General features: G+C 73.6%; 20 protein-coding genes and 1 tRNA gene. 12 read left to right on the top strand and 9 right to left on the bottom strand.

Going from position 1 to position 19,451, the window contains the following annotated elements:
* The first annotated feature begins 63 nt into the window (after window positions 1-63).
* The 3 genes from ACFWEG_RS12955 (at window position 64) to mscL (ending at window position 2,429) form a co-directional block, all read left to right on the top strand.
* Entirely contained in the window at window positions 64-942 is an 879-nt protein-coding gene (locus tag ACFWEG_RS12955) for an S-methyl-5'-thioadenosine phosphorylase (RefSeq protein WP_387213196.1), read from the top strand.
* Window positions 943-1,217: 275 nt separating this feature from the next.
* Window positions 1,218-1,784, top strand: coding sequence for a hypothetical protein (locus ACFWEG_RS12950; protein ID WP_387213193.1), 567 nt, complete (start codon window positions 1,218-1,220; stop codon window positions 1,782-1,784).
* A gap of 99 nt (window positions 1,785-1,883) precedes the next feature.
* A complete protein-coding gene (mscL, locus tag ACFWEG_RS12945) occupies window positions 1,884-2,429 on the top strand; it encodes a large conductance mechanosensitive channel protein MscL (protein WP_387213190.1) in 546 nt (181 codons plus the stop codon).
* Between the two features lie 7 nt (window positions 2,430-2,436).
* Here the strand turns inward: mscL and ACFWEG_RS12940 are convergent, their stop codons facing one another.
* The gene (locus ACFWEG_RS12940) at window positions 2,437-2,706 is read right to left on the bottom strand and encodes a hypothetical protein (protein WP_387213187.1); all 270 of its coding nucleotides are present in this window, start codon (window positions 2,704-2,706) and stop codon (window positions 2,437-2,439) included.
* Window positions 2,707-2,771: 65 nt separating this feature from the next.
* On the opposite strand from ACFWEG_RS12940, the gene ACFWEG_RS12935 reads away from it, so the two are divergent.
* A complete protein-coding gene (locus ACFWEG_RS12935; protein WP_387213184.1) occupies window positions 2,772-3,836 on the top strand; it encodes a P1 family peptidase in 1,065 nt (354 codons plus the stop codon).
* Between the two features lie 168 nt (window positions 3,837-4,004).
* Entirely contained in the window at window positions 4,005-4,751 is a 747-nt protein-coding gene (locus ACFWEG_RS12930) for a DUF6227 family protein (RefSeq protein WP_387213181.1), read from the top strand.
* A gap of 68 nt (window positions 4,752-4,819) precedes the next feature.
* Here the strand turns inward: ACFWEG_RS12930 and ACFWEG_RS12925 are convergent, their stop codons facing one another.
* Together ACFWEG_RS12925 and ACFWEG_RS12920 are read right to left on the bottom strand one after the other, a co-directional pair.
* Window positions 4,820-6,337: an MFS transporter gene (locus ACFWEG_RS12925; protein ID WP_387213178.1), complete on the bottom strand. Its 1,518-nt coding sequence runs from the start codon at window positions 6,335-6,337 to the stop codon at window positions 4,820-4,822.
* A 136-nt stretch (window positions 6,338-6,473) separates the two neighbouring features.
* Window positions 6,474-7,472, bottom strand: coding sequence for an RNA polymerase sigma factor RpoD/SigA (locus ACFWEG_RS12920; protein WP_387213175.1), 999 nt, complete (start codon window positions 7,470-7,472; stop codon window positions 6,474-6,476).
* Window positions 7,473-7,673: 201 nt separating this feature from the next.
* Here ACFWEG_RS12920 and ACFWEG_RS12915 point away from each other — a divergent pair, with 201 nt between their 5' ends.
* A complete protein-coding gene (locus ACFWEG_RS12915; protein ID WP_387213172.1) occupies window positions 7,674-8,207 on the top strand; it encodes a GNAT family N-acetyltransferase in 534 nt (177 codons plus the stop codon).
* A gap of 107 nt (window positions 8,208-8,314) precedes the next feature.
* Here ACFWEG_RS12915 and ACFWEG_RS12910 read toward each other — a convergent pair whose 3' ends face one another.
* The 3 genes from ACFWEG_RS12910 to ACFWEG_RS12900 form a co-directional block, all read right to left on the bottom strand.
* Window positions 8,315-9,073: a dioxygenase gene (locus ACFWEG_RS12910; RefSeq protein WP_387213199.1), complete on the bottom strand. Its 759-nt coding sequence runs from the start codon at window positions 9,071-9,073 to the stop codon at window positions 8,315-8,317.
* 163 nt (window positions 9,074-9,236) lie between these two features.
* Complete coding sequence (locus ACFWEG_RS12905) at window positions 9,237-10,742, bottom strand: MFS transporter (protein ID WP_387213169.1); 1,506 nt, start codon at window positions 10,740-10,742, stop codon at window positions 9,237-9,239.
* 113 nt (window positions 10,743-10,855) lie between these two features.
* Window positions 10,856-11,578 carry a TetR/AcrR family transcriptional regulator gene (locus ACFWEG_RS12900; protein ID WP_387213166.1) on the bottom strand — a complete coding sequence of 241 codons (723 nt, stop codon included), beginning with the start codon at window positions 11,576-11,578 and terminating at the stop codon, window positions 10,856-10,858.
* A 259-nt stretch (window positions 11,579-11,837) separates the two neighbouring features.
* Between ACFWEG_RS12900 and ACFWEG_RS12895 the strand changes: the two genes are divergently transcribed.
* Entirely contained in the window at window positions 11,838-13,160 is a 1,323-nt protein-coding gene (locus ACFWEG_RS12895) for a M6 family metalloprotease domain-containing protein (protein ID WP_387213163.1), read from the top strand.
* Between the two features lie 15 nt (window positions 13,161-13,175).
* On the opposite strand, the gene ACFWEG_RS12890 is transcribed toward ACFWEG_RS12895, so the two are convergent.
* Window positions 13,176-14,921 carry a class I adenylate-forming enzyme family protein gene (locus tag ACFWEG_RS12890; protein WP_387213160.1) on the bottom strand — a complete coding sequence of 582 codons (1,746 nt, stop codon included), beginning with the start codon at window positions 14,919-14,921 and terminating at the stop codon, window positions 13,176-13,178.
* 160 nt (window positions 14,922-15,081) lie between these two features.
* Between ACFWEG_RS12890 and ACFWEG_RS12885 the strand changes: the two genes are divergently transcribed.
* Entirely contained in the window at window positions 15,082-16,209 is a 1,128-nt protein-coding gene (locus tag ACFWEG_RS12885) for a DUF2510 domain-containing protein (RefSeq protein WP_387213157.1), read from the top strand.
* Window positions 16,210-16,317: 108 nt separating this feature from the next.
* On the opposite strand, the gene ACFWEG_RS12880 is transcribed toward ACFWEG_RS12885, so the two are convergent.
* Window positions 16,318-17,013: a 4'-phosphopantetheinyl transferase family protein gene (locus tag ACFWEG_RS12880; protein ID WP_387213154.1), complete on the bottom strand. Its 696-nt coding sequence runs from the start codon at window positions 17,011-17,013 to the stop codon at window positions 16,318-16,320.
* Window positions 17,014-17,266: 253 nt separating this feature from the next.
* On the opposite strand from ACFWEG_RS12880, the gene ACFWEG_RS12875 reads away from it, so the two are divergent.
* From ACFWEG_RS12875 to ACFWEG_RS12860, 4 genes are all read left to right on the top strand, one after another.
* A complete protein-coding gene (locus tag ACFWEG_RS12875) occupies window positions 17,267-18,058 on the top strand; it encodes a glycoside hydrolase family 16 protein (RefSeq protein ID WP_387213151.1) in 792 nt (263 codons plus the stop codon).
* A gap of 143 nt (window positions 18,059-18,201) precedes the next feature.
* A tRNA-Arg gene (locus ACFWEG_RS12870) sits at window positions 18,202-18,274 on the top strand.
* A 118-nt stretch (window positions 18,275-18,392) separates the two neighbouring features.
* Entirely contained in the window at window positions 18,393-18,674 is a 282-nt protein-coding gene (locus ACFWEG_RS12865) for a type II toxin-antitoxin system Phd/YefM family antitoxin (RefSeq protein ID WP_387213148.1), read from the top strand.
* Window positions 18,671-18,925 carry a Txe/YoeB family addiction module toxin gene (locus ACFWEG_RS12860; protein WP_387213145.1) on the top strand — a complete coding sequence of 85 codons (255 nt, stop codon included), beginning with the start codon at window positions 18,671-18,673 and terminating at the stop codon, window positions 18,923-18,925. Before ACFWEG_RS12865 ends, ACFWEG_RS12860 begins: the two co-directional genes overlap by 4 nt.
* A gap of 58 nt (window positions 18,926-18,983) precedes the next feature.
* On the opposite strand, the gene ACFWEG_RS12855 is transcribed toward ACFWEG_RS12860, so the two are convergent.
* Window positions 18,984-19,409 carry a pyridoxamine 5'-phosphate oxidase family protein gene (locus tag ACFWEG_RS12855; RefSeq protein ID WP_387213142.1) on the bottom strand — a complete coding sequence of 142 codons (426 nt, stop codon included), beginning with the start codon at window positions 19,407-19,409 and terminating at the stop codon, window positions 18,984-18,986.
* Window positions 19,410-19,451 lie beyond the last annotated feature (42 nt).

Genomic DNA, 19,451 nt, shown 5'->3' with positions numbered 1-19,451 from the left:
GGCCCCGCGCACACCGCGCGGGGCCCCTACGGGCGCTCTGCGCCCTCGCCTAGGGTGCTCGGCATGACGACGAACGCACACAGCGCGCACGGGGCCGGGGCGCCCGCGGACCGGGACGCCGAGATCGGCGTGATCGGCGGGTCGGGCTTCTACTCGTTCCTGGAGGACGTCACCGAGCTCCAGGTCGACACCCCCTACGGGCCGCCCAGCGACTCCCTGTTCCTCGGCTCGGTCGCCGGACGCCGGGTCGCCTTCCTGCCCCGGCACGGCCGCGGCCACCACCTCCCGCCGCACCGCATCAACTACCGCGCGAACCTGTGGGCGCTGCGCTCGGTCGGCGTCCGCCAAGTCCTCGGCCCGTGCGCGGTCGGCGGACTGCGCGTCGAGCACGGCCCCGGCACGCTGCTCGTACCCGACCAGCTCGTCGACCGCACCAAGGACCGCGCCCAGACTTTCTACGACGGCCTCCCGCTGCCGGACGGCTCGGTGCCGAACGTCGTGCACACCACGTTCGCCGACCCGTACTGCCCGGTGGGGCGGTCCGCGGCGGTGGCGGCGGCGCGGGGCCGGGACTGGGAGCCGGTCGACGGCGGCACCCTGGTCGTGGTGGAGGGCCCGCGCTTCTCGACCCGCGCGGAGTCGCGGATGCACGCTGCGCTCGGCTTCGCGGTGGTGGGGATGACCGGCCACCCCGAGGCGGTCCTCGCCCGCGAACTGGAGTTGTGCTACACGTCGTTGACCCTGGTCACCGACCTGGACGCCGGAGTGGAGACCGGCGAGGGGGTCTCGCACGAGGAGGTGCTCCAGGTCTTCGCGGGCAACGTCGACCGGTTGCGCGGGGTGCTCTTCGACGCGGTGGCGGCTCTGCCGGCGACCGCGGACCGGAAGTGCCTGTGCACGCGGGCGCTGGGCGGGGTCGACCCCGGCATCCGGCTGCCGTAGCCCTTCGGGGCGGGGCGGGAGGCTCGGGCGCGGGAGGCGGGTGCGGAAGGCGGCTCGGGCGCGGGAAGCGGGACGCGGCGGGCGCGGGACGCGGCGGGGCGGCGGGCACGATGGGCCGCGACGCGCTTGGCCGCAGGCGGGCGGTCACCCCGGCGGGTGAGCGAGTTGTCCACAGGCTGTGGGCCGTGCACAGCCTTCGGCGGGATCTTGCCGGGTCGGGAATCGTGTGGAGCGCGCCGGACGCACCGGCGCTCTCCCGACACCCGGAGGCAGCCGTGTCCGTGCCCGCACCCACCCTCTCGCTCCCGCACTCCTCCTTCTCCGCCCTCCCCGCCCCCTCCTTCCCCGCCCCGCGCCCGGTCCCGCCGTTCCCACCGGTGCGGGTGCGCGGCGGGCGCTTCCGGCTCGGGCGCGCCGGCCCCGTCCGGCGGTGGGTCCTCACCGCGTGCTGCGTACCCGCGGTGGCCGTCCTGCTCGGGACGGCCACCGGCGGCGGAGGGCCGGAGCCTGGCCAGGGGCACGGCTCCCCCGCGGGTGCCGCGACCGTCGCCGCCGAACGGCCGACCCGGCCCGTGGAGTTGCGGCGCACCCCGGTGCGGATCGCCGACCCGGCGGCGGTGCGGCTGCTGCGGCCCGGCGACCGGGTGGACGTGGTTGCCGCGGGAGGGTCCGGCAGCCGGCTGATCGCGGCCGGCGCCCGGGTGGCCCGGGTGCCGGAGCCCCGGGCCGGTGAGGCCGCCGAGCGCGAGGGGGCACTGGTCGTCCTCAGCGTCCCGCGGGCGACCGCGGTGCGGCTCGCGGGGGCGGGCGAGACGGCGCGGCTGGCGGTGGCGCTGTGCTGACCGTCCTGATCTCCCTCGTCCGTACCGGCGTTCGGGCCCTTCACCGCATCGGGGCAACGGATTGGACACCCGCTCCGGGGCCTGCCGTACGTTGCGGCCATGAGCGAGAAGAACACCCCGTCCCAGGACAGACCGAGCGTGCTGGACGGCTTCAAGACGTTCCTGATGCGCGGGAACGTGATCGACCTGGCCGTGGCCGTCGTGATCGGCGCCGCCTTCACCAACGTCGTCAACTCCGTGGTCAACGGCGTCATCAACCCGCTGGTGGGCGCCTTCGGCACCCAGGACCTCGACGGCTACTCGTCCTGCCTCAAGGGCCCCTGCGTCGCGGCGACGGACAGCGCACCGGCCACCGGCATCATGATCATGTGGGGCTCGGTCCTCAGCGCCGCGCTCAGCTTCCTGATCACGGCGGCGGTCGTGTACTTCCTGATGGTCCTGCCGATGGCCAGGTACCTGGCCGCGCGGGCGGCGCGCACCGCGCAGAAGGAGGCCGTCACGGAGACGCTGGAGGTCACCGAGCTGGAGGTGCTGAAGGAGATCCGCGACGTGATGGTCTCCCAGCGCGGACCGAGCGGTGCGGCCGGCTCCGCCGCGAGCGGCGGCCGCAACGGGTCCGGTGGGACGGGGTACGCCGCGCCGTAGCCCGGGCTCAGATGTGGTGGGGCGGCTTCTCGTCGAGGAAGCGGGCGAGGTCGGCCGCGCTGCCGGAGGCGGCGGGCCGCTCCCCCCAGCCCCGGTCGGTGTCGTCCGAGGACCGCCGGTCCAGCGGGTCGTCGAAGACCAGCGCGGGCCGCGGCCTGCGGGCCGCGGCGTCTGCCGGGCCGGCGGGTCCTCCGGCGGCGGATCCCGGGGCCGTCGCGCCGGGGCGGGGGTCGGGACCGGCCCCGGAGGCAGGGGCGGGCACGGGGGTGTCGCTCATGTCTCCAGGGTACGGCCGCCGCCGCGTCCACCCGCCGGCCGCCGCCGGGTGGTACGCAGGGGCCCATGACTTCTTCATCGACAACGACGAGCGGGCCGGGTCCGAGCGGCGCGCTGACGGACGTGCCGGGCCTGCGGGTCGGGCACGCCACCCGCACCGGGGACGGCTGGCTGACGGGGACGACGGTGGTCCTCGCACCGGAGGGCGGCGCGGTGGCGGCGGTGGACGTGCGCGGAGGCGGCCCGGGGACACGGGAGACCGACGCCCTGGACCCGCGGAACCTGGTCGAGCGGATCGACGCGGTCGTGCTGACGGGCGGGAGCGCGTTCGGGCTGGACGCGGCGGGCGGGGTGGTGGCCTGGCTGGAGGAGCAGGGGCGCGGCTTCCGGATCGGCCCCGGTCCCGCGCAGGTGGTGCCGGTGGTGCCGGCGGCCTGTCTCTTCGACCTGGGACGTGGCGGCGACTGGCGCGCCCGCCCGGGGGCGGCGGAGGGCCGGGCGGCGGCCGAGGACGCGGCGACGGCGGTCGGGGTGGCGCAGGGCGCGGTGGGTGCGGGCACGGGTGCGGTGGCCGGCGGGCTGAAGGGCGGGGTGGGGACGGCGAGCGTGCGGACGCCCTCCGGCGCGGTGGTGGGGGCGCTGGCGGTGGTCAACGCGGTGGGCTCGCCGGTCGATCCGGGGACGGGGGTGCTCTACGGGCGGTACGGGCGGGGCAGGCCGGAGTACCCGGCCGGGGATGTCCTGGAGGCGGCGCTGCGGGCCTGGCAGGAGGCGCGCGCGGAGACCGGCCGGCGGTCGGAGGCGGCGGCGCGGCCGCCGCTCAACACCACCCTCGTCGTGGTCGCGACCGACGCGGCCCTGACCCGGCCGCAGGCGCTGAAGCTCGCCGGGACCTCCCACGACGGGCTGGCCCGGGCGGTCCGCCCGGTGCACCTGATGCACGACGGGGACACCGTGTTCGCGCTGGCCACCGGCGAGGGGGCGACGGCGGCGGCGGAGCTCAACGAGGTGCTTGCGGCGGGTGCGGACGCGGTGCAGGACGCGGTCGTCGCGGCGATGCTCGCGGCGGAGCCGGTGGACGGCCCCGGCGGGCTCTTCCCCTCCTACCGGGAGCTGTTCGGACGGAGGTGAGCGGACCGGTTCCGACCGGAGTGGATGTGGCAGCACCGGATGTGAGGAAAGCGCACGGGAACGATGCGGGATCACGGTTCGTTTCACCGATCCCTGGACCTGTCACCGGAGCGAGGGGCTACGGTGTGCGTCCGCGGTGTGGCAGACAGCGAGGCTCGGGGAGGGCCCGTGAGCGATCCGTACGACACCCCGGTACCGGGCACGACCGGTGCGGGGGACACGCCCGAGGAGCACCTGAACCGGCTGCTCGGCCGCGCGCTGAACTCCTTCGACCTGCCCGACGAGACGGTCGCCCGGCTGGACACCGCCCTGACCTACGACGTCTCCCTGCACTCGTCGCGGCACGGCTCGGGCCTGCACCGGGAGACCTACCGGCACTCGCTGCTGCTCGGGGACGGCTCGGTGGTGACCCTGTGGGAGTTGGTGCACAACGCCTCGGCGGACGGCCGCCCGCAGTGCGAGGTGTACACCGAGGAGGAGGAGGTCCGGGTGGCGGCCTCCCGGCTGCCGCTGCCGGCCGGCGGGCTGGACGAGGTGGCGGGCGGCCTGGAGTTCGACCTGCTGGCGGTGGTCCCGCTCGGGACGGCGATGGAGGACCGGCCGCGGGAGTACCGGTCGGACGACTCCGCGGACCACGCCCGGCGGCTGCTGCGCCGGGCGGAGAACCCCGACCGTCCCGGCGAGGACGCGGCCCTGGCGCTCCGCGAGGCGGTGGCGCACGAGATCGTGCAGGCCTTCGGCCGCCCCGCCTCCTACGCCCTGTACGAGCACGCGTTCCTGCTGCGGGACGGCCGCGAGGTCAGCCTGTGGGAGGTCGAGCACACGGCGACGCCGGACGGCCGGCACATGTGCGAGGTGTACGGCAGCGAGGCCGCCGCCCATGCGGCGATGGAGCGGCGGGCCCGCGTCATGTGACGCGCGCCCCGCTCGGCAGGAGCCGTACGGGGCGCGGGGCGGCCGACCGCGGGCCGGTGCGGCGGAGGTCAGACGAGGGCGCGCTCGCCCGCCGGCCCGGGCACGACGGCCTCCTCGGCCGCCATCTCCGCACCGAGCCGGGGCTTCGCCGGCAGGGCGAACATCACCAGGAAGATCACCACGAGCACCCCGGCGACCCACCACATCGCGTGCACGAAGGCGTCGGCGTAGGCCAGGTTCATGGCCGGCGGCCGCAGGCCGTCCGCGACCTGCCCGAAGAAGACCACCGAGACGAGGCCGAGACCGAGCGCGTTGCCCATCTGCATCACGGAGTTGATGAGCCCGGACGCCGACCCGGCGTGCTCGCGCGGCACCTCGGAGAGGACCGCGTCGGTGAGCGGGGCGACGATGAGCCCCATGCCGAGGCCCATCACGGCCAGCGGGAGGGCCATCTGCCAGCTGTGGATGCCGAGCCCGTAGTGGTCGGCCTCCCAGAGGTAGACGACCACGCCGGTGGCCATGACCAGGGCGCCCGCCTGGAGCACCTTGCGACCGAAGCGCGGCACGAGGAACTGCACGGACAGGCCCGCCGCGACGGACACGGCGACGGAGAACGGGACACCGGTGAGACCGGCGCGCAGGGCGCTCCAGCCGAGCCCGATCTGCATGTAGAGCGTCCAGACCAGGAAGAAGATGCCCATCACGACGCCGAAGGTGAGCTGGACGGCGATGCCGGCCGCGAAGCTCTTCACCCGGAACAGGGACAGCTCGACCAGCGGGGAACCGTCGCGCCGGGTCTTGGCCTTCTCGTAGCGGACGAAGACCGCGAAGACGACGAGGCTGCCGGCCATCACGAGGAAGCCCCACAGCGGCCAGTCCAGCTCGCGGCCGCGGGTCAGCGGGTAGATCAGCATCAGCATCGCGGTGACCGCGAGGACCACGCCGACGAGGTCGAGCCGGAGGGCGCGGGGGGCCTTGGACTCGGAGATGAACCGCCGCCCGAGGACGACCGCGGCGACGCCGATCGGCAGGTTGATGAGGAAGATCGGCCGCCAGCCGAGGCCGAAGAGGTCCCACTCGGTGAGCAGTGCGCCGAGCAGCGGCCCGGAGACGGCCCCGAGGCCGACGATCGCGCCGAAGAGGCCGAACACCTTGCCGCGCTCCTCCGCGGGGAACGTGGCGTGCACGATGGAGAGCACCTGCGGCACCATCAGCGCGGCCATCGCGCCCTGCAGCAGCCGGGCCGCGACCAGCATCTCCGGGTTCGCGGCGAAGCCGCAGAGCGCCGAGGCGACGGTGAAGCCGGTGACACCGATGAGGAAGATCCGCTTGCGGCCGTGGATGTCTCCCAGCCGGCCACCGGTGATGAGTCCGGCGGCGAAGGCGAGCGCGTACCCGGCGGTGATCCACTGGATGGAGCTGAACGACGCGTCCAGGTCGCGGGTGATGCTGGGGATGGCGACGTTGACGATGGTCACGTCGACGAGATCCATGAACGCGGCGGTCATCACGATGGCGAGCGCGAACCACCGGCGGCCGTCGGGCGCGGACGCCCCTGCGGGGGTTTTGCTCGGAAGAGAGGTCATACGAAGAAACTAACGGGGCTCGCGGTCAGCTTCCGTCCGCATGGGGACAGGAGGCCACGGGTGTGACCCGTGTCGCACTCCGACGCGCGCGAGCCCCGCAATGCGGCGTTGCGGGGAAGGGGGCAGGCCCGCCCGTTCACGCCGCCGCGTCGAACCCCGTGTCGCGGGCGAGCTTCTTCAGTTCCAGGAGCGCGTGCTTCTCGATCTGGCGGATGCGCTCGCGGGTCAGGCCGTGCTCCTTGCCGACCTCGGTGAGGGTGCGCTCCCGGCCGTCCTCGATGCCGTAGCGCATCTTGATGATGGAGGCCGTGCGGTTGTCCAGCCGGCCGATCAGGTCGTCCAGCTCCTCGCTGCGGAGCAGGGTGAGGACGGACTGCTCGGGGGAGACCGCGGAGGAGTCCTCCAGGAGGTCACCGAACTGGGTCTCACCGGCGTCGTCCACCGGCATGTTGAGCGAGACCGGGTCGCGGGCCCAGTCCAGGACGTCGGTGACGCGCTCGGGCTTGGTGTCGAGCTCGGCGGCGATCTCCACGGGCTCCGGCTCGCGGCCGTGCTCGCGGTTGAACTCGCGCTGGACGCGGCGGATCCGGCCGAGCTCCTCCACCAGGTGGACGGGGAGCCGGATCGTGCGCGACTGGTCGGCTATGGAGCGGGTGATGGCCTGGCGGATCCACCAGGTCGCGTAGGTGGAGAACTTGAAGCCCTTGGCGTAGTCGAACTTCTCGACCGCGCGGACCAGGCCCGCGTTGCCCTCCTGGATCAGGTCGAGCAGGGGGAGGCCGCTGCGCGGGTAGCGGCGGGCGACCGCGACGACCAGGCGCAGGTTGGAGCGGATGAAGACGTCCTTGGCCCGCTCGCCGTCGGCCACCAGGGCCTCCAGCTCCTCGCGGGAGGCGCCGCCGGCGTCGCTCTCGACCGCACCGTCCAGGATCTCCTGGGCGTACACACCCGCCTCGAGGATCTGGGAGAGCTCCACTTCCTTGGCGGCGTCGAGCAGGGGAGTCCGCGCGATCTCGTCGAGGTACATGCCCACCAGGTCACGGTCGGCGATCTCCCCGCTGACGGCGCGAACACGGCTTGCCCGGTCGGTCCCGCCGGAGGCGGACGTACGACGGGCGACGGCACGGGTTGCCATGCGAGTGCTCCCTAGGTGTGAGTCGGAACGCGGTCGGCAGCGGCCGGGGACGGCTTGCCGTGGTGGACGGCACACCTACCGGGTACCGCCCGTTCGATGGATACAACGACTGGAATCCGGACAGAATTCCCCTGTTCCGGCCGTATTTTCGCGATCATGCAGTACCCTGTCCGGCCGAGCGTCGGCAAGTGAAGGAGTCCAGTGGTGTCGGAGTCATCGGAAGTGCAGGTCAGGCCGGGTATCGAGGCCGACCTCACCGCTCTCACCCACCTCTACAACCACTACATCCGTGAGACGGCGATCACCTTCGACACGACCGTCCTGACTCCCGAGCAGCGTCTCCCCTGGCTGCGCCACTACCGGGAAGACGGCCCTCACCGTCTTCTGGTTGCCCAGGATCGGGCGTCGAAACAGCTGCTCGGATATGCCACCAGCAGCCCGTTCCGGCCGAAGGCCGCGTACGCCACCTCGGTGGAGGCCACCGTCTACTGCGCACCCGACGCCGGAGGGCGCGGGATCGGCACGCTCCTGTACAAGGCGCTCTTCGAGGCGCTGGCCGACGAGGACGTGCACCGCGCGTACGCCGGGATCACCCTGCCGAACGAGGCCTCCGTCCGCCTCCACGAGCGGTTCGACTTCGTGCGGGTGGGGACGTTCCGCGAGGTCGGCCGGAAGTTCGGCGTCTACCACGACGTGGGCTGGTACGAGAAGGCGCTCGGCGCCGGGCGGGGCTGAGGCCCCCCGCACCCCCCGCACCCACCCGGCGCCCCGCAGAGCCGACCCCGCGAAGCGCCGGGCGCCCCGTAGAGCCGACCCCTGCGAAGCACCGGGCGCCCCGCCCGTCAGCCGAACTGCACCGACCGCTTGGCGAGCCCCATCCAGAACCCGTCGATCACGCTCCGCCCCGTCCCCAGCTCTCCCTCCGCCGCGCCGAGGGTGACGAACAGCGGCGCGAAGTGCTCGGTCCGGGGGTGGGCCAGCCGCCCGGCCGGGGAGACGGCCTCGAAATCGAGCAGCGCGTCGACGTCCTGGGCCGCGAGCGCCTCGCTCCCCCAGGCGTCGAACTCGGCCGACCACGCAGGCACCCCGCCCTGCCGCAGCGCGGCCAGGTTGTGGGTGAAGAACCCGCTGCCGACGATCAGCACCCCCTCGTCCCGCAGCGGGGCGAGCCTGCGGCCGATCTCCATCAGGCGCACGGGGTCGAGAGTCGGCATCGAGACCTGCAGGACGGGGATGCCGGCGTCCGGGTACATCTCCACCAGCGGTACGTACGCCCCGTGGTCGAGCCCGCGGGCGGGGACGTCCTGGACGGGGGTGCCGGGCGCGCGGAGCAGCTTGCGGACGGACTCGGCGAGCGCGGGCGCGCCGGGGGCCGGGTAGGTGACCTCGTAGTAGTGCCGGGGGAAGCCCCAGAAGTCGTACTCCAGCGGGACGCCGTCCGCCGTGGCGCCGAGTGCCAGCGGGGCCTCCTCCCAGTGGGCGGAGACGACCAGGATCGCCTTCGGCCGCGGCAGGTCCGCCGACCACGCGGCGAGCTGGCCGGTCCACAGGGCGTCGTCCGCGAGGGGCGGCGCGCCGTGCGAGAGGTAGAGGGCGGGCATGCGGTCCGACACGGCGGGCTCCCAGGACTCCGGCAACGTTATTGAACGTTGAACCTTCTGTTGCTCGCCGTCTATTCCCGCCCCGGCACGGCCGACGGCCCCCCGCGCGACCACGAGGGTCGTCGCGAGGGGCCGTCGGCCGGGAGCAGCGGCGGGTCGGGCCTCAGTGCGCCATGACCGGCACCAGCACCTCGTCCCCGTCCGCACCCGGCGCGCCCACGGCCGGGTCCATGTCGGGCTTGCCCGCGTTGATGAAGGTGAACGCGATCGCCGAGGCGACGACCAGGATGCCGACCGCCCACCAGATCGCGCTGGTGTAGCCCTCGACCATGGCCTGCGCCTGGAGCAGCTTCGGGTTCGTGGCCCCCGCGGCGTGGTCCGTCAGGTACGCGGTCGTGGCCGAGGCCGCGATCGTGTTGAGCAGCGCGGTGCCGATCGCGCCGCCGACCTGCTGCGAGGTGTTGACCATCGCGGAGGCGACACCGGCGTCACGCGGCTCGATGCCGTAGGTGGCCAGCGACATCGCCGGCATGAACGCCGTGCCCATGCCGAGGCCGAGCAGGAGCTGGGCGGGGAGGATCAGCCCGGCGTAGGAGGTGTCGGTCTCCAGCTGGGTCAGGAGCAGCATGCCGGCGGCGGCGACCAGGAAGCCGGGGCCCATGAGCGCCCGCGCGGGGACGCGGGTCATCAGGCGGGCGCCGATCTGCGTGGAGCCGGTGATCATGCCCGCGATCATCGGGAGGAAGGCGAAGCCGGTGGTGACCGGCGTGTAGCCCTTCACGACCTGGAGGTAGTAGGTCAGGAAGAGGAAGAGGCCGAACATGGAGATGATCGCGAGGCCGAGCGAGAGGTAGACGCCGCCGCGGTTGCGCTCCAGGAGCACGCGGAGCGGCAGCAGCGGGTTCTTCACCTTGGACTCGACGAACACGAACGCGGCGAGCAGCACCACCGAGGCGACGAACATGCCGATGGTGACGCCGTCGGACCAGCCGTCGGACTCGGCGCGGGTGAAGCCGTAGACCAGCGCGACCAGGCCGAGGGTGGAGAGGAAGACGCCGGGGATGTCGAGCGCGGCGCGGTTGCGCTGGCCGGCCGGCTCGTGGATGACGGAGAGCGCGCCGATGACGGCGATCACCGCGAACGGGATGTTGACGAAGAACGTCCAGCGCCAGTCGAGGTACTCGGTGAGCACGCCGCCCAGGATGAGGCCGACCGCGCCGCCACCGCCGGCGATGGCGCCGTAGATGCCGAACGCCTTGGCGCGCTCCTTGGCGTCGGTGAACATCACCGCGAGCAGCGAGAGCGCGGCGGGCGCGAGCAGGGCGCCGAAGAGGCCCTGGAGGGCGCGGGCGCCGAGCATCATGGCCTCGCCGTTGGCCGCGCCGCCGAGGGCGGAGGCGGCGGCGAAGCCGATCAGGCCGGTGACGAAGGTGCGCTTGCGGCCCCAGATGTCGGCGACGCGGCCGCCGAACAGGAGCAGGCCGCCGAAGGCGAGCGCGTAGGCCGTGATGACCCACTGGCGGTTGCCGTCGGAGATGCCGAGGTCCTGCTGGGCGGAGGGCAGGGCGATGTTCACGATGGTCGCGTCGAGGACGACCATCAGCTGGGCGAGGGCGATGAAGGCCAGGGCCTTCCAGCGCTTGGGATCGGGCAGGGCTGTCTGTGGCATGGGAGTGGCTACCTCGTGGCTCGGAAGATGCGAAAAGTCGAAGAATCGGACGAAAAATCGGGTCGGCGGGGCCGCACGGCGGCGGCCGGTGCGCACCGAGCCCGCGCGCGGGCTCAGTCGTGGCGTCGGAGGTCCTCCAGGGTGGCCGCGGAGCCCGGGAGTGCGGATCGCGCCGGGGCCTCGAGACCGTCCAGGAACAGCTGGAGGTGCCGGTGCACGAAGCGGTCGAAGTCGATGCAGCCGCTGCCGGGCAGCGGCCGGGTGAGCTGGGAGAGCGCGACCATGAGGTCGCCCACGGCCACGTCGCCGCGGAGCCGTCCGGCCGCGCGGGCGCGGGCCATCAGCTCCTCGACGGCCCGCTCCAGCTGCTCGCGCGCGGCGTGCAGCTCGGCGTGGTCGCGGTCGAAGCTGGCGGAGAGCAGCGGGCAGAGCGCGCCGATGCGCTCGTCGGCCGCCGCGTGGGTGAAGCGCCGGAGCGCCTGGAAGGGGTCCGGCTCCTCGGCCAGGGCGGCGCGCGCCGCCTCCGCGGTCCGGTCCATGACGAACAGGACGACGTGCTCGACGAGTTCATGACGGTCGGGGAAGTTGCGGTAGAGGGTGGCGTTGCCGACCCCGGCCCGGCGCGCGACCTCGTCGAGGGGCACGTCGGGGCCGAACTCGACGAACATCTCGCGGGCGGCGGCGACGATCCGCTCGCGGTTGCGCAGGGCGTCGGCGCGGGGGGCGCGCGGGGCACGGCCGCGGGGCGCGCCGGCGGGCCCCGTCGCGGTCGACGGCACCTCCGCGGTGCCGTCCGCCGGACCGCCGGTGACCTTCGTCGCCGTGTGCGCGCTCATCGCGGCTTTCCCTTCGGTGGGTCGGTGGGTCGATGCGTACGGACGGCCCGCGTCGTCGCGAACCGGTTCCTTCGATCGTTCCGCCGCCGCATCCGGGGACCCCTTCCCCGTTTCACGGCGACACGGGGTAAACGGGGAGACGGTCCCCGGATATTTCCCGCCCTTCCTGTGACCCCGGTCACACCTTCCGTCCGCGGAAATCCCACGATCGGCTCAGCCCACCGCGCGCGCCCCGGCGTGTCGTTCGAGTGTGAGCAGCATGGAGCACCCCCACTCCCCGGTCCGCAGACCGCGCCGCAGGACGGCGCTGGCGACCCTGACCGCGCTCGCCATAGGGGCCGGCGCCACCGCCTCGGCGGGCGGCCTGCACCGCCCCGGGCCGCCGGCGGGCGCCTCCGCGCGGACGGGGACGGGCCCCGACGGCTCCCTCTCGGCGGCCGAGGCCCGGCTCGCGCCCTGCCGTATCGCCGGCGCCAAAGGCGTGCAGCTGTCGGCCGGGCTGGCCACCGGCGACGAGTACGCGCGCAGCACCGGCCGGATCCGCGCCCTCACCCTGATGATCGACTTCTCCGACGCCCAGGGCGAGGACCCCGCCTCCCACCGCTACGCCGAGTTCTTCCCGCAGACCACCCAGTGGTTCACCACCAGCTCCTACGGCCGCCTCGACTACCGCCCGGAGCGTCCGATACCCGGCTGGCTGCGCATGCCCAGGCCGTTCGAGGCGTACGGCATCGAGCGCGGCTCCCCCTTCGAGCCCGGCTATCGCAAGCTGCTCAAGGACATCGCCGCGGCCGCCGACGACCGGGTCGACTTCGACCGCTACGACCTGGTCAACGTCCTGGTGACCCCCAACGCCGGCCCCTCGGCCCTGGAGACCGTCCTGTCGGTGACCTTCTCCGGCAACGGCGACGCCCCGCGCGCGGACGGCGTCCGGCTCGGGAACGTGTCGTTCGTCTACAGCCGCCAGGACGACGGCTCGGGCTCGTACCGGCAGACCGGGTTCCGGGTGCTGCCGCACGAGAACAACCACGCCTTCGGCCTGCCCGACCTCTACACCCCCGACGGCGGCGGGGCGGCCGGGCACTGGGACATCATGTCCGAGGACTGGGGGGCGAACAACGACCTGCTGGGCTGGCACAAGTGGAAGCTGGGCTGGCTCGACGACTCCCAGATCGCCTGCGCGCCCGCCCCCGGCCGCACCGAGTACCGGCTCCAGCCGCTGCACCGCCCGAAGGCGCAGCCCGGTCCGCCCACCCGGCTCGTCTTCGTCCCCCTGGACGACAGCACGGGGTACGCGGTCGAGGTCCGCACCCAGGGCGGCAACGACGAGGGCGTCTGCCGGCCGGGCGTGCTGGTCTACCGGGTCGACGCGAACGTCGACACCGGGCGCGGGCCGGTCACCGTCTCCGACGCCACGCCCGACAGCGGGGGCTGCACGCGGCTGCCGAACGTCCATCCGGAGCTGTCGGACGCGACGTACGTGGAGGGCGGGACGTTCACCGACGACGACAACGGGCTGCGGATCGAGGTGCTCGACGCGGACGGCGACGGGCAGCACACCGTGCGGGTCACCCGCCGCTGACCTGCGCGGACCCGCTCAGCCCCGGGCGAGCAGCTCCTCGCGGATGCGGCGCTTGAGGATCTTGCCGGTGGGGTTGCGCGGCAGTTCGTCGTCCCGCAGCACGACCACCGACGGGATCTTGAACGCGGCCAGGGACGCGCCCACGTGCGCGCGGAGCCCGTCCTCCCCGACCGCGGCCCCGTCCCGCAGCTGCACGACGGCCGCGACCTCCTCGCCGAGCACCGGATGGGGGACGCCGACGACCGCCGCGTCGAGCACGTCGGGGTGGTCGTGGAGCACCGACTCGACCTCGACGCAGTACACGTTCTCGCCGCCGCGCAGGACCATGTCCTTCAGCCGGTCGATCACGGAGACCCGCCCGTCGCGGACGACCGCGAGGTCGCCGGTGCGGAACCAGCCGTCGTCGGTGAAGGCGGCCTCGGTGGCCTTGTCGTCGCCCCAGTAGCCGCGGATCAACGACTGGCCGCGCAGCAGGAGTTCGCCCACCTCCTCGCCGTCCCGCGAGCCGTGCGCGTCGAGGCGGACCTCGACGGCGGGCGCGGGGCGGCCGACCGCGTCGGGGTGGGCGCGGTACTCGGCGCCGTAGACCGCGAGGACGCCGCCGCAGGTCTCGGTGAGGCCGTAGCCGTTGCGCGGCTCGATGCGCTCCCCGTGGGCGGCGGTGAGCCGGGTGACGAGGCCGGGCGGGGCGGCCGCACCGCCGATCCCGATGCCGACCAGCCCGCCGAGGTCGTCGCCCGACTCCCTTGCGGCGGACAGGAGTTGGAGCGCCGTGCTGGGAACGCCGCCGAAGTGCGTGACGCCGTGCTCGCGGATCGCGGCGAGCGCCTTGGCCGGGTCCCACTTGTGCAGCATGACGAGCACGCCGCCGCGGGACATGCAGGCGAACACCCCGGTGAAAGCGGCGACATGGAAGAACGGGAAGGTGATCAGCTGCACCGGGACCGGGCCGCCGCCGGGCGTCTCGCCCTTGTCGATCGCCTGCGCGGCGGCCACGTAGAGGGAGTTGGCGACCGCTCCGCACTGCGCGAGGTGGGTGGCGACGGCTCCCTTGGGCCGGCCGGTGGTGCCGGAGGTGTAGAGGATCGTCGCGTCGTCCTCGGGGCGGACCTCGACGGCCGGCGGGGCGGTGAGCGGGTCGGCGGGCGGGAAGTCCTCGTACCGCTCGATGTCGTCCTCGCGGTGGTGGTGGAACGTCACCACGCGCGCCGCCGTCACGTGCGCGTCCGGGCCGCCGCCCTGACTCCCCTTCTCCGCCTGCGCGTTGCGGCGCTCGACCCAGCCCCGGACCCGCGGCAGCCGCTCGCCGTCGACGAGCAGCAGGCGCGGCGTGCAGTCGTCGAGCGCGTAGGCGAACTCCGCCTCGGTCCACCAGCCGTTCAGCGGGACGGCGACCAGACCGGCCAACTGCGTGGCCCAGAAGGCGATCTGCCACTCCGGGTGGTTGCGCATGGCGATCACCGCGCGGTCGCCGGGGCGCAGCCCGTAGCCGTCGGTGAACCGGACGGCGAGCGCGGAGGCCGCGGCGAGGAACTCGCCGTAGGTGTACGTGCCGGTCTCCGCGACCAGGAAGGGGCGGTCGCGGTACGCCCACACCGTCTCGGCGAACTCGCGCAGGGTGCGGGGGCCCGAGACGTAGGTCAGCGCGCCGGTCGCCTCGTCGCGCGCGACCTCGAAGGGGGCGCCGGGGGCACTGAGGAGGGCGGTGCGGTCGCGGTCGGCGCCCGGCTGCCCGGAGCGGTCTCGATCGGGGTGGGACACGTGCGACCACGGCCTCTCTAAGCGCTTGCTCAGTCGACTCTGACCTTCCGGACGCTATGCCCGCGTTCGTACCCCCGTCAAGATCGATGCACTCACCACAGAGGCAACGAATGCGCCACCCCTTCATCCGATTCTCACCCGGTCGGGCTACGGTCGTGGCGTGACGCAGCAGACCCCGCCCGGCTGGCACCGCGACCCCGGGCACACAGGCGACGGCCCGGCCCTCGAGCGCTGGTGGGACGGCGAGCGGTGGACGGGATACACCCGCGACGCGTCCGGCGCGGCGGCGTCCGGCCCCGACGCGGCGACGACTCCCCCGGGCGCGCCGCCGGTGCCCGACGGCCCGCCGCAGGGCTTCGGCCCGGCCCCGTCGTACGCGCCGGACCCGTCCTACGGCGCCCCGTCGTACGCCCCCGGCCCCGCGTACGGCCAGGGCCCGGCTTACGGCCAAGGCGCCGCGTACGGCCAGGGCCCCGCCTACGGCTTCCCGTACCCGCCGCACGACGACGAGGCGTCGCGCCGGCGCCGGCGGCGGCAGACCGTCGCCGGCGTGGCCGTCGCGGTCGTGCTGACCGCGGCGTCCGTCGGCGGCGTGCTGCTGCTCAACAGCGGCGACGGCGGTGGCGGCGCGCGGGCCCAGGACGCCGGGCCGGGCGTCAGCCGGGGCCCGTCGGACGGGCCGCGCGCATCCGAGCCGCCCGGCGCGCCGGACTCCGCCGCGCCCACCGTGCCCGAGTCCGAGCCCGGCTTCGCCACCGACCTCGCGGCCGGTGTCAGCATCCCCGTGCTCGACGGCTGGGAGGGCAGCTCCGCGCCCGTCGGCGCGGGCGTCACCACCGGCGCGTACGACTGCCCCGGCGGCGGCGAGGGCTCCTGCGTCCGCGGCGGGGTCTTCTCCGCGCCGGCCGCGGCCTGGGACCGCAACGAGAAGACCGCCAAGGAGACCGCGCTCGCCGACATCGAGGGCAACGCCAAGGAGTCCTACGGCGCGGCCAGTTACGGCGAGATCACCTCGCACACCGAACTGTCCTCCGAGCCCGTCACCGTCGCCGGCCTGAAGGGCTACCAGGTGCGCTGGAAGGTCGTCACCGAGAAGGGCGACGACGGCTACGTCCAGTCCCTCGCCTTCCCCTCCCCCCACGACCCCGCCACCATCGTCCTCGTCCGCTCCGGCTTCGACATCGACAGCAAGGCGCCGACGCTCGCGGACATGGACCGGATCACGGCCGGCATCAAGAAGTCGAAGGAGTACGGCGGGCGCGGCTCGGGGGCCGGCAAGGACGTGTGAGCGCGGGGAGGGCGAGCACGGAGGGGTGAGCGCGGGGGCGCGCCGGCACGGGCGGGTGAGCGCCGGGGCGGGCGCGTCGAGGTGCGTCGCTGACGCGGCGGCCCCGCGTCACCACCCTCCGGCCACCGCCGTCGCCACGGCAGCGCGGTGGGTGTCCGGGACCGCCACGTCGGTGATCCGCCACCCCGACGGGCTGTGCGGGACCGGGCCCGAGCCGACGTAGTCGCGGTCGAGGCCGCGGGCGAGGCCGATGCCGAGCCCCTTGACGTAGGCCTCCTTGCGCGCCCAGACGCGGGCGAAACCGCCGGGGCGGGCGGAGTCGTCGAGCGCGGAGAGCTCCGCCGCCTCGCGGGGGTGGAGGTGCGGCGCGACGTCGCCGACCACCCGCTCCTCCGGCAGCCGCTCGACGTCGGCGCCCACCGGCAGGGAGGCGAAGGCCAGGACGGCGGTCCCGTCGCTGTGCGAGAGCGAGAAGTGCAGCGGGACGCCCTCGACCGCGGGCCGCCCGTGCGGCTCGCCGCAGCCGGGGCAGGCGAGCCGCGTCAGCGCCAACTCGGCCGGATCCGCCGCCAGATAGCGGCCGAGAAGCATCCGCAGCGCCACGTGCGCGACCGTGTACAGCTCCCGGTCCGCGTCCCGCACGAACGTGGCCGCGCGTCTGCGCTCGCCTTCGTCCAGGACGTCCACCCGGCTCGCGGCCGGGTACTCCCGCGCGCCCGCCATCCACACCTCGGGCGCCGCCCCCGGCAACGCGAGCGGCCCGTCCGGGAGTTCGACGGTGAACCGCGTCGGTGTGATCGTCATCCGGGCAGAGTACGGCGCGCGGGGTTACGGACGGCAGGGTCCGGTGTATGCGACCGGGAGCGCTTCCAGTCCCGAGACGCGGAGGAGGGAGTCGCTCGGGCGCCTCTGAGCTGGTGTGCAGCGAACCCTTCGACGAACTCATGTCACCTCTCTTGTCCTGAAGTTGAACGCGGTGTTAACTCGATTGGGAGCGATCCCAACCCCCACAGCCGCTCGTCGAGCACTGCTGCGGCTCGTTCCCCCGGAGGCCGATATGCGATTCCGCACGTCCCCGTCACCCCACCGTTCCCGCGTCCGGCACTGGCTTCTCGCCGTGTCCGCCGCGTTCGCGCTGGTGTTCACCCCGATGTTCAGCCCGGCGGCCCACGCGGCCATCGGCGGCAGCTTCACGGACAACTTCACGAGCTTCGACACAGCCCGCTGGCACAAGGCCGACGGCTGGAGCAACGGCGGCATGTTCAACGCCGGTTGGCGCGCCGACCACACCTGGTACAGCGGCGGCGTGATGGGACAGAACATCAGCAACACCGGCTGCCCGTCGGCCTGTTCGGGCAAGCCGTACGCGGCCGGCGAGCTGCGCTCCAACGACCTGTTCACCTACGGCCGCTTCGAGGCGAGACTGCAGGCGGTCAAGCGCTCCGGCGTCGTCACCGGCTTCTTCACCTACACCGGCCCGTCCGACGGCCAGGTCTGGGACGAGATCGACGTCGAGATCCTCGGCAAGAACACCACCCAGATGCAGACCAACTACTTCACCAACGGCGTCGGCGGCCACGAGACGGTCATCAACCTCGGCTTCGACGCGGCCGCCGGGTACCACGACTACGCGATCGAGTGGTGGAACGGCGGCACCATCAACTGGTTCGTCGACGGCCGCCTCGTCCACCAGGAGAACGGCTCGCGCGGGCCCCTGCCCACCCGCCCGATGCGCATCATGACCAACGTCTGGCCGGCCACCGGCGTCGACGGCTGGACCGGCCCGTTCACCTACCCCGGCACCCCGCTGACCGCGCGCTACGAGTGGGTCAAGTACACCAAGTACTGATCTCCCTCCCGCGCCGGGCCGGTGCCGATCTCCCACCCGCACCGGCCCGGCCCCGCGGCACCCCGCCGCCCCCGGGCCCCTCCACCGCCCGCTCCCCCGACCCGATCGGCTAACCTGTCACCACCGCCCACCACGGGCGGCCCGCCTCCGTAGCTCAGGGGATAGAGCACAGCTCTCCTAAAGCTGGTGTCGCAGGTTCGAATCCTGCCGGGGGCACGTCATGAGAAGGGCCGGTCCCGGAGCGCAGCTTCGGGACCGGCCCTTCGGCGCAGGGGGCTGCCGGAGGGACGGAGTGGTACGTTATCAAGTACCACTGCGGCGTTAGGGGCGAGTCATGTCGATAACCGCGAGCGAGGCGCGCAAGGGTCTGTTTCCGCTGATCAAGAAGGTGAACGACGATCACGAGGCGATCGAGATCGTCTCGAAGCACGGCAACGCGGTGCTCATGTCGGCGGAGGACTACGCCGCGCTGCGCGAGGGGTCCTACCTGCTGCGATCGCCTGCGAACGCCCGGCGCCTGCTCAAGGCGTACGAGAACGCGCTGGCGCATATCGACGTTTCGGAGCGGGAGCTGATCGACCCTGACGCACCGGACCGGGCGGCGGGTGGCGAGTGAGGCTCGCCTTCGAGGACCAGGGGTGGGACGACTACACGTCGTGGCTGAGGAACGACCGCAAGATGCTGGTTCGGATCAACCGGCTGATCGAGGACGTGAAGCGTGACCCGTTCACCGGGATCGGCAAACCCGAACCCTTGAAGTACCACCTGCCCGGGGCGTGGTCGCGGCGCATCGACGACGAGCACCGGCTCGTCTACCTGGTCACGGACCAGGAGATCGTCGTTCTCGCGGCGCGGTACCACTACTGACCCCGTCGGGCCCCGCCCGGGGTGCGGGAGGGGCCGACGGGATCAGAGGGCCGAAGGGTCAGAGGGTGCCCATGTCGGCGGAGAGCCAGTGGTCGGGGTGGATGGTGATCTTGACCTGCGGGCCGTAGGCCTCGGCGGCCTTGAGGTAGCCCTCGACCTTGTCCGCGGGGAGGTAGCGGACGACCATCGCGCGGTGCTCCTCGTCGGTCGCGTCGGTGACGGAGAGGACGGGGCCCTCGGCGGAGACGTACTTGACGGAGGGCTGGACCTCCTCGGCGACGAGGGTGAAGCGGCCGGCCGCCTGGATGGCGCGGGCCTTCGCGCTGTCCGCGCCGGTCAGCACCCAGAGGTCGCCGCCGGGCTCGTAGTCGTACCAGATCGGGACGGACAGGGGGCCGCGGTCCGGGTCGGCGCGGGTGACGGACAGGACTCCGATGTGCGGCTCGGCCAAGAACGCCTCGCGGTCCTGCGGTGACAACGCCATCTTTCCGACTCCTCGCTTCGTTGCGGTGCGGTTGAGGTGGTG

The sequence above is a fragment of the Streptomyces sp. NPDC060194 genome, from assembly GCF_042728285.1.
Classification (GTDB): Bacteria; Actinomycetota; Actinomycetes; order Streptomycetales; family Streptomycetaceae; genus Streptomyces.
Note: the sequence above shows the minus strand (reverse complement) of the source record. Positions and strands in the feature narration are given on the sequence as shown.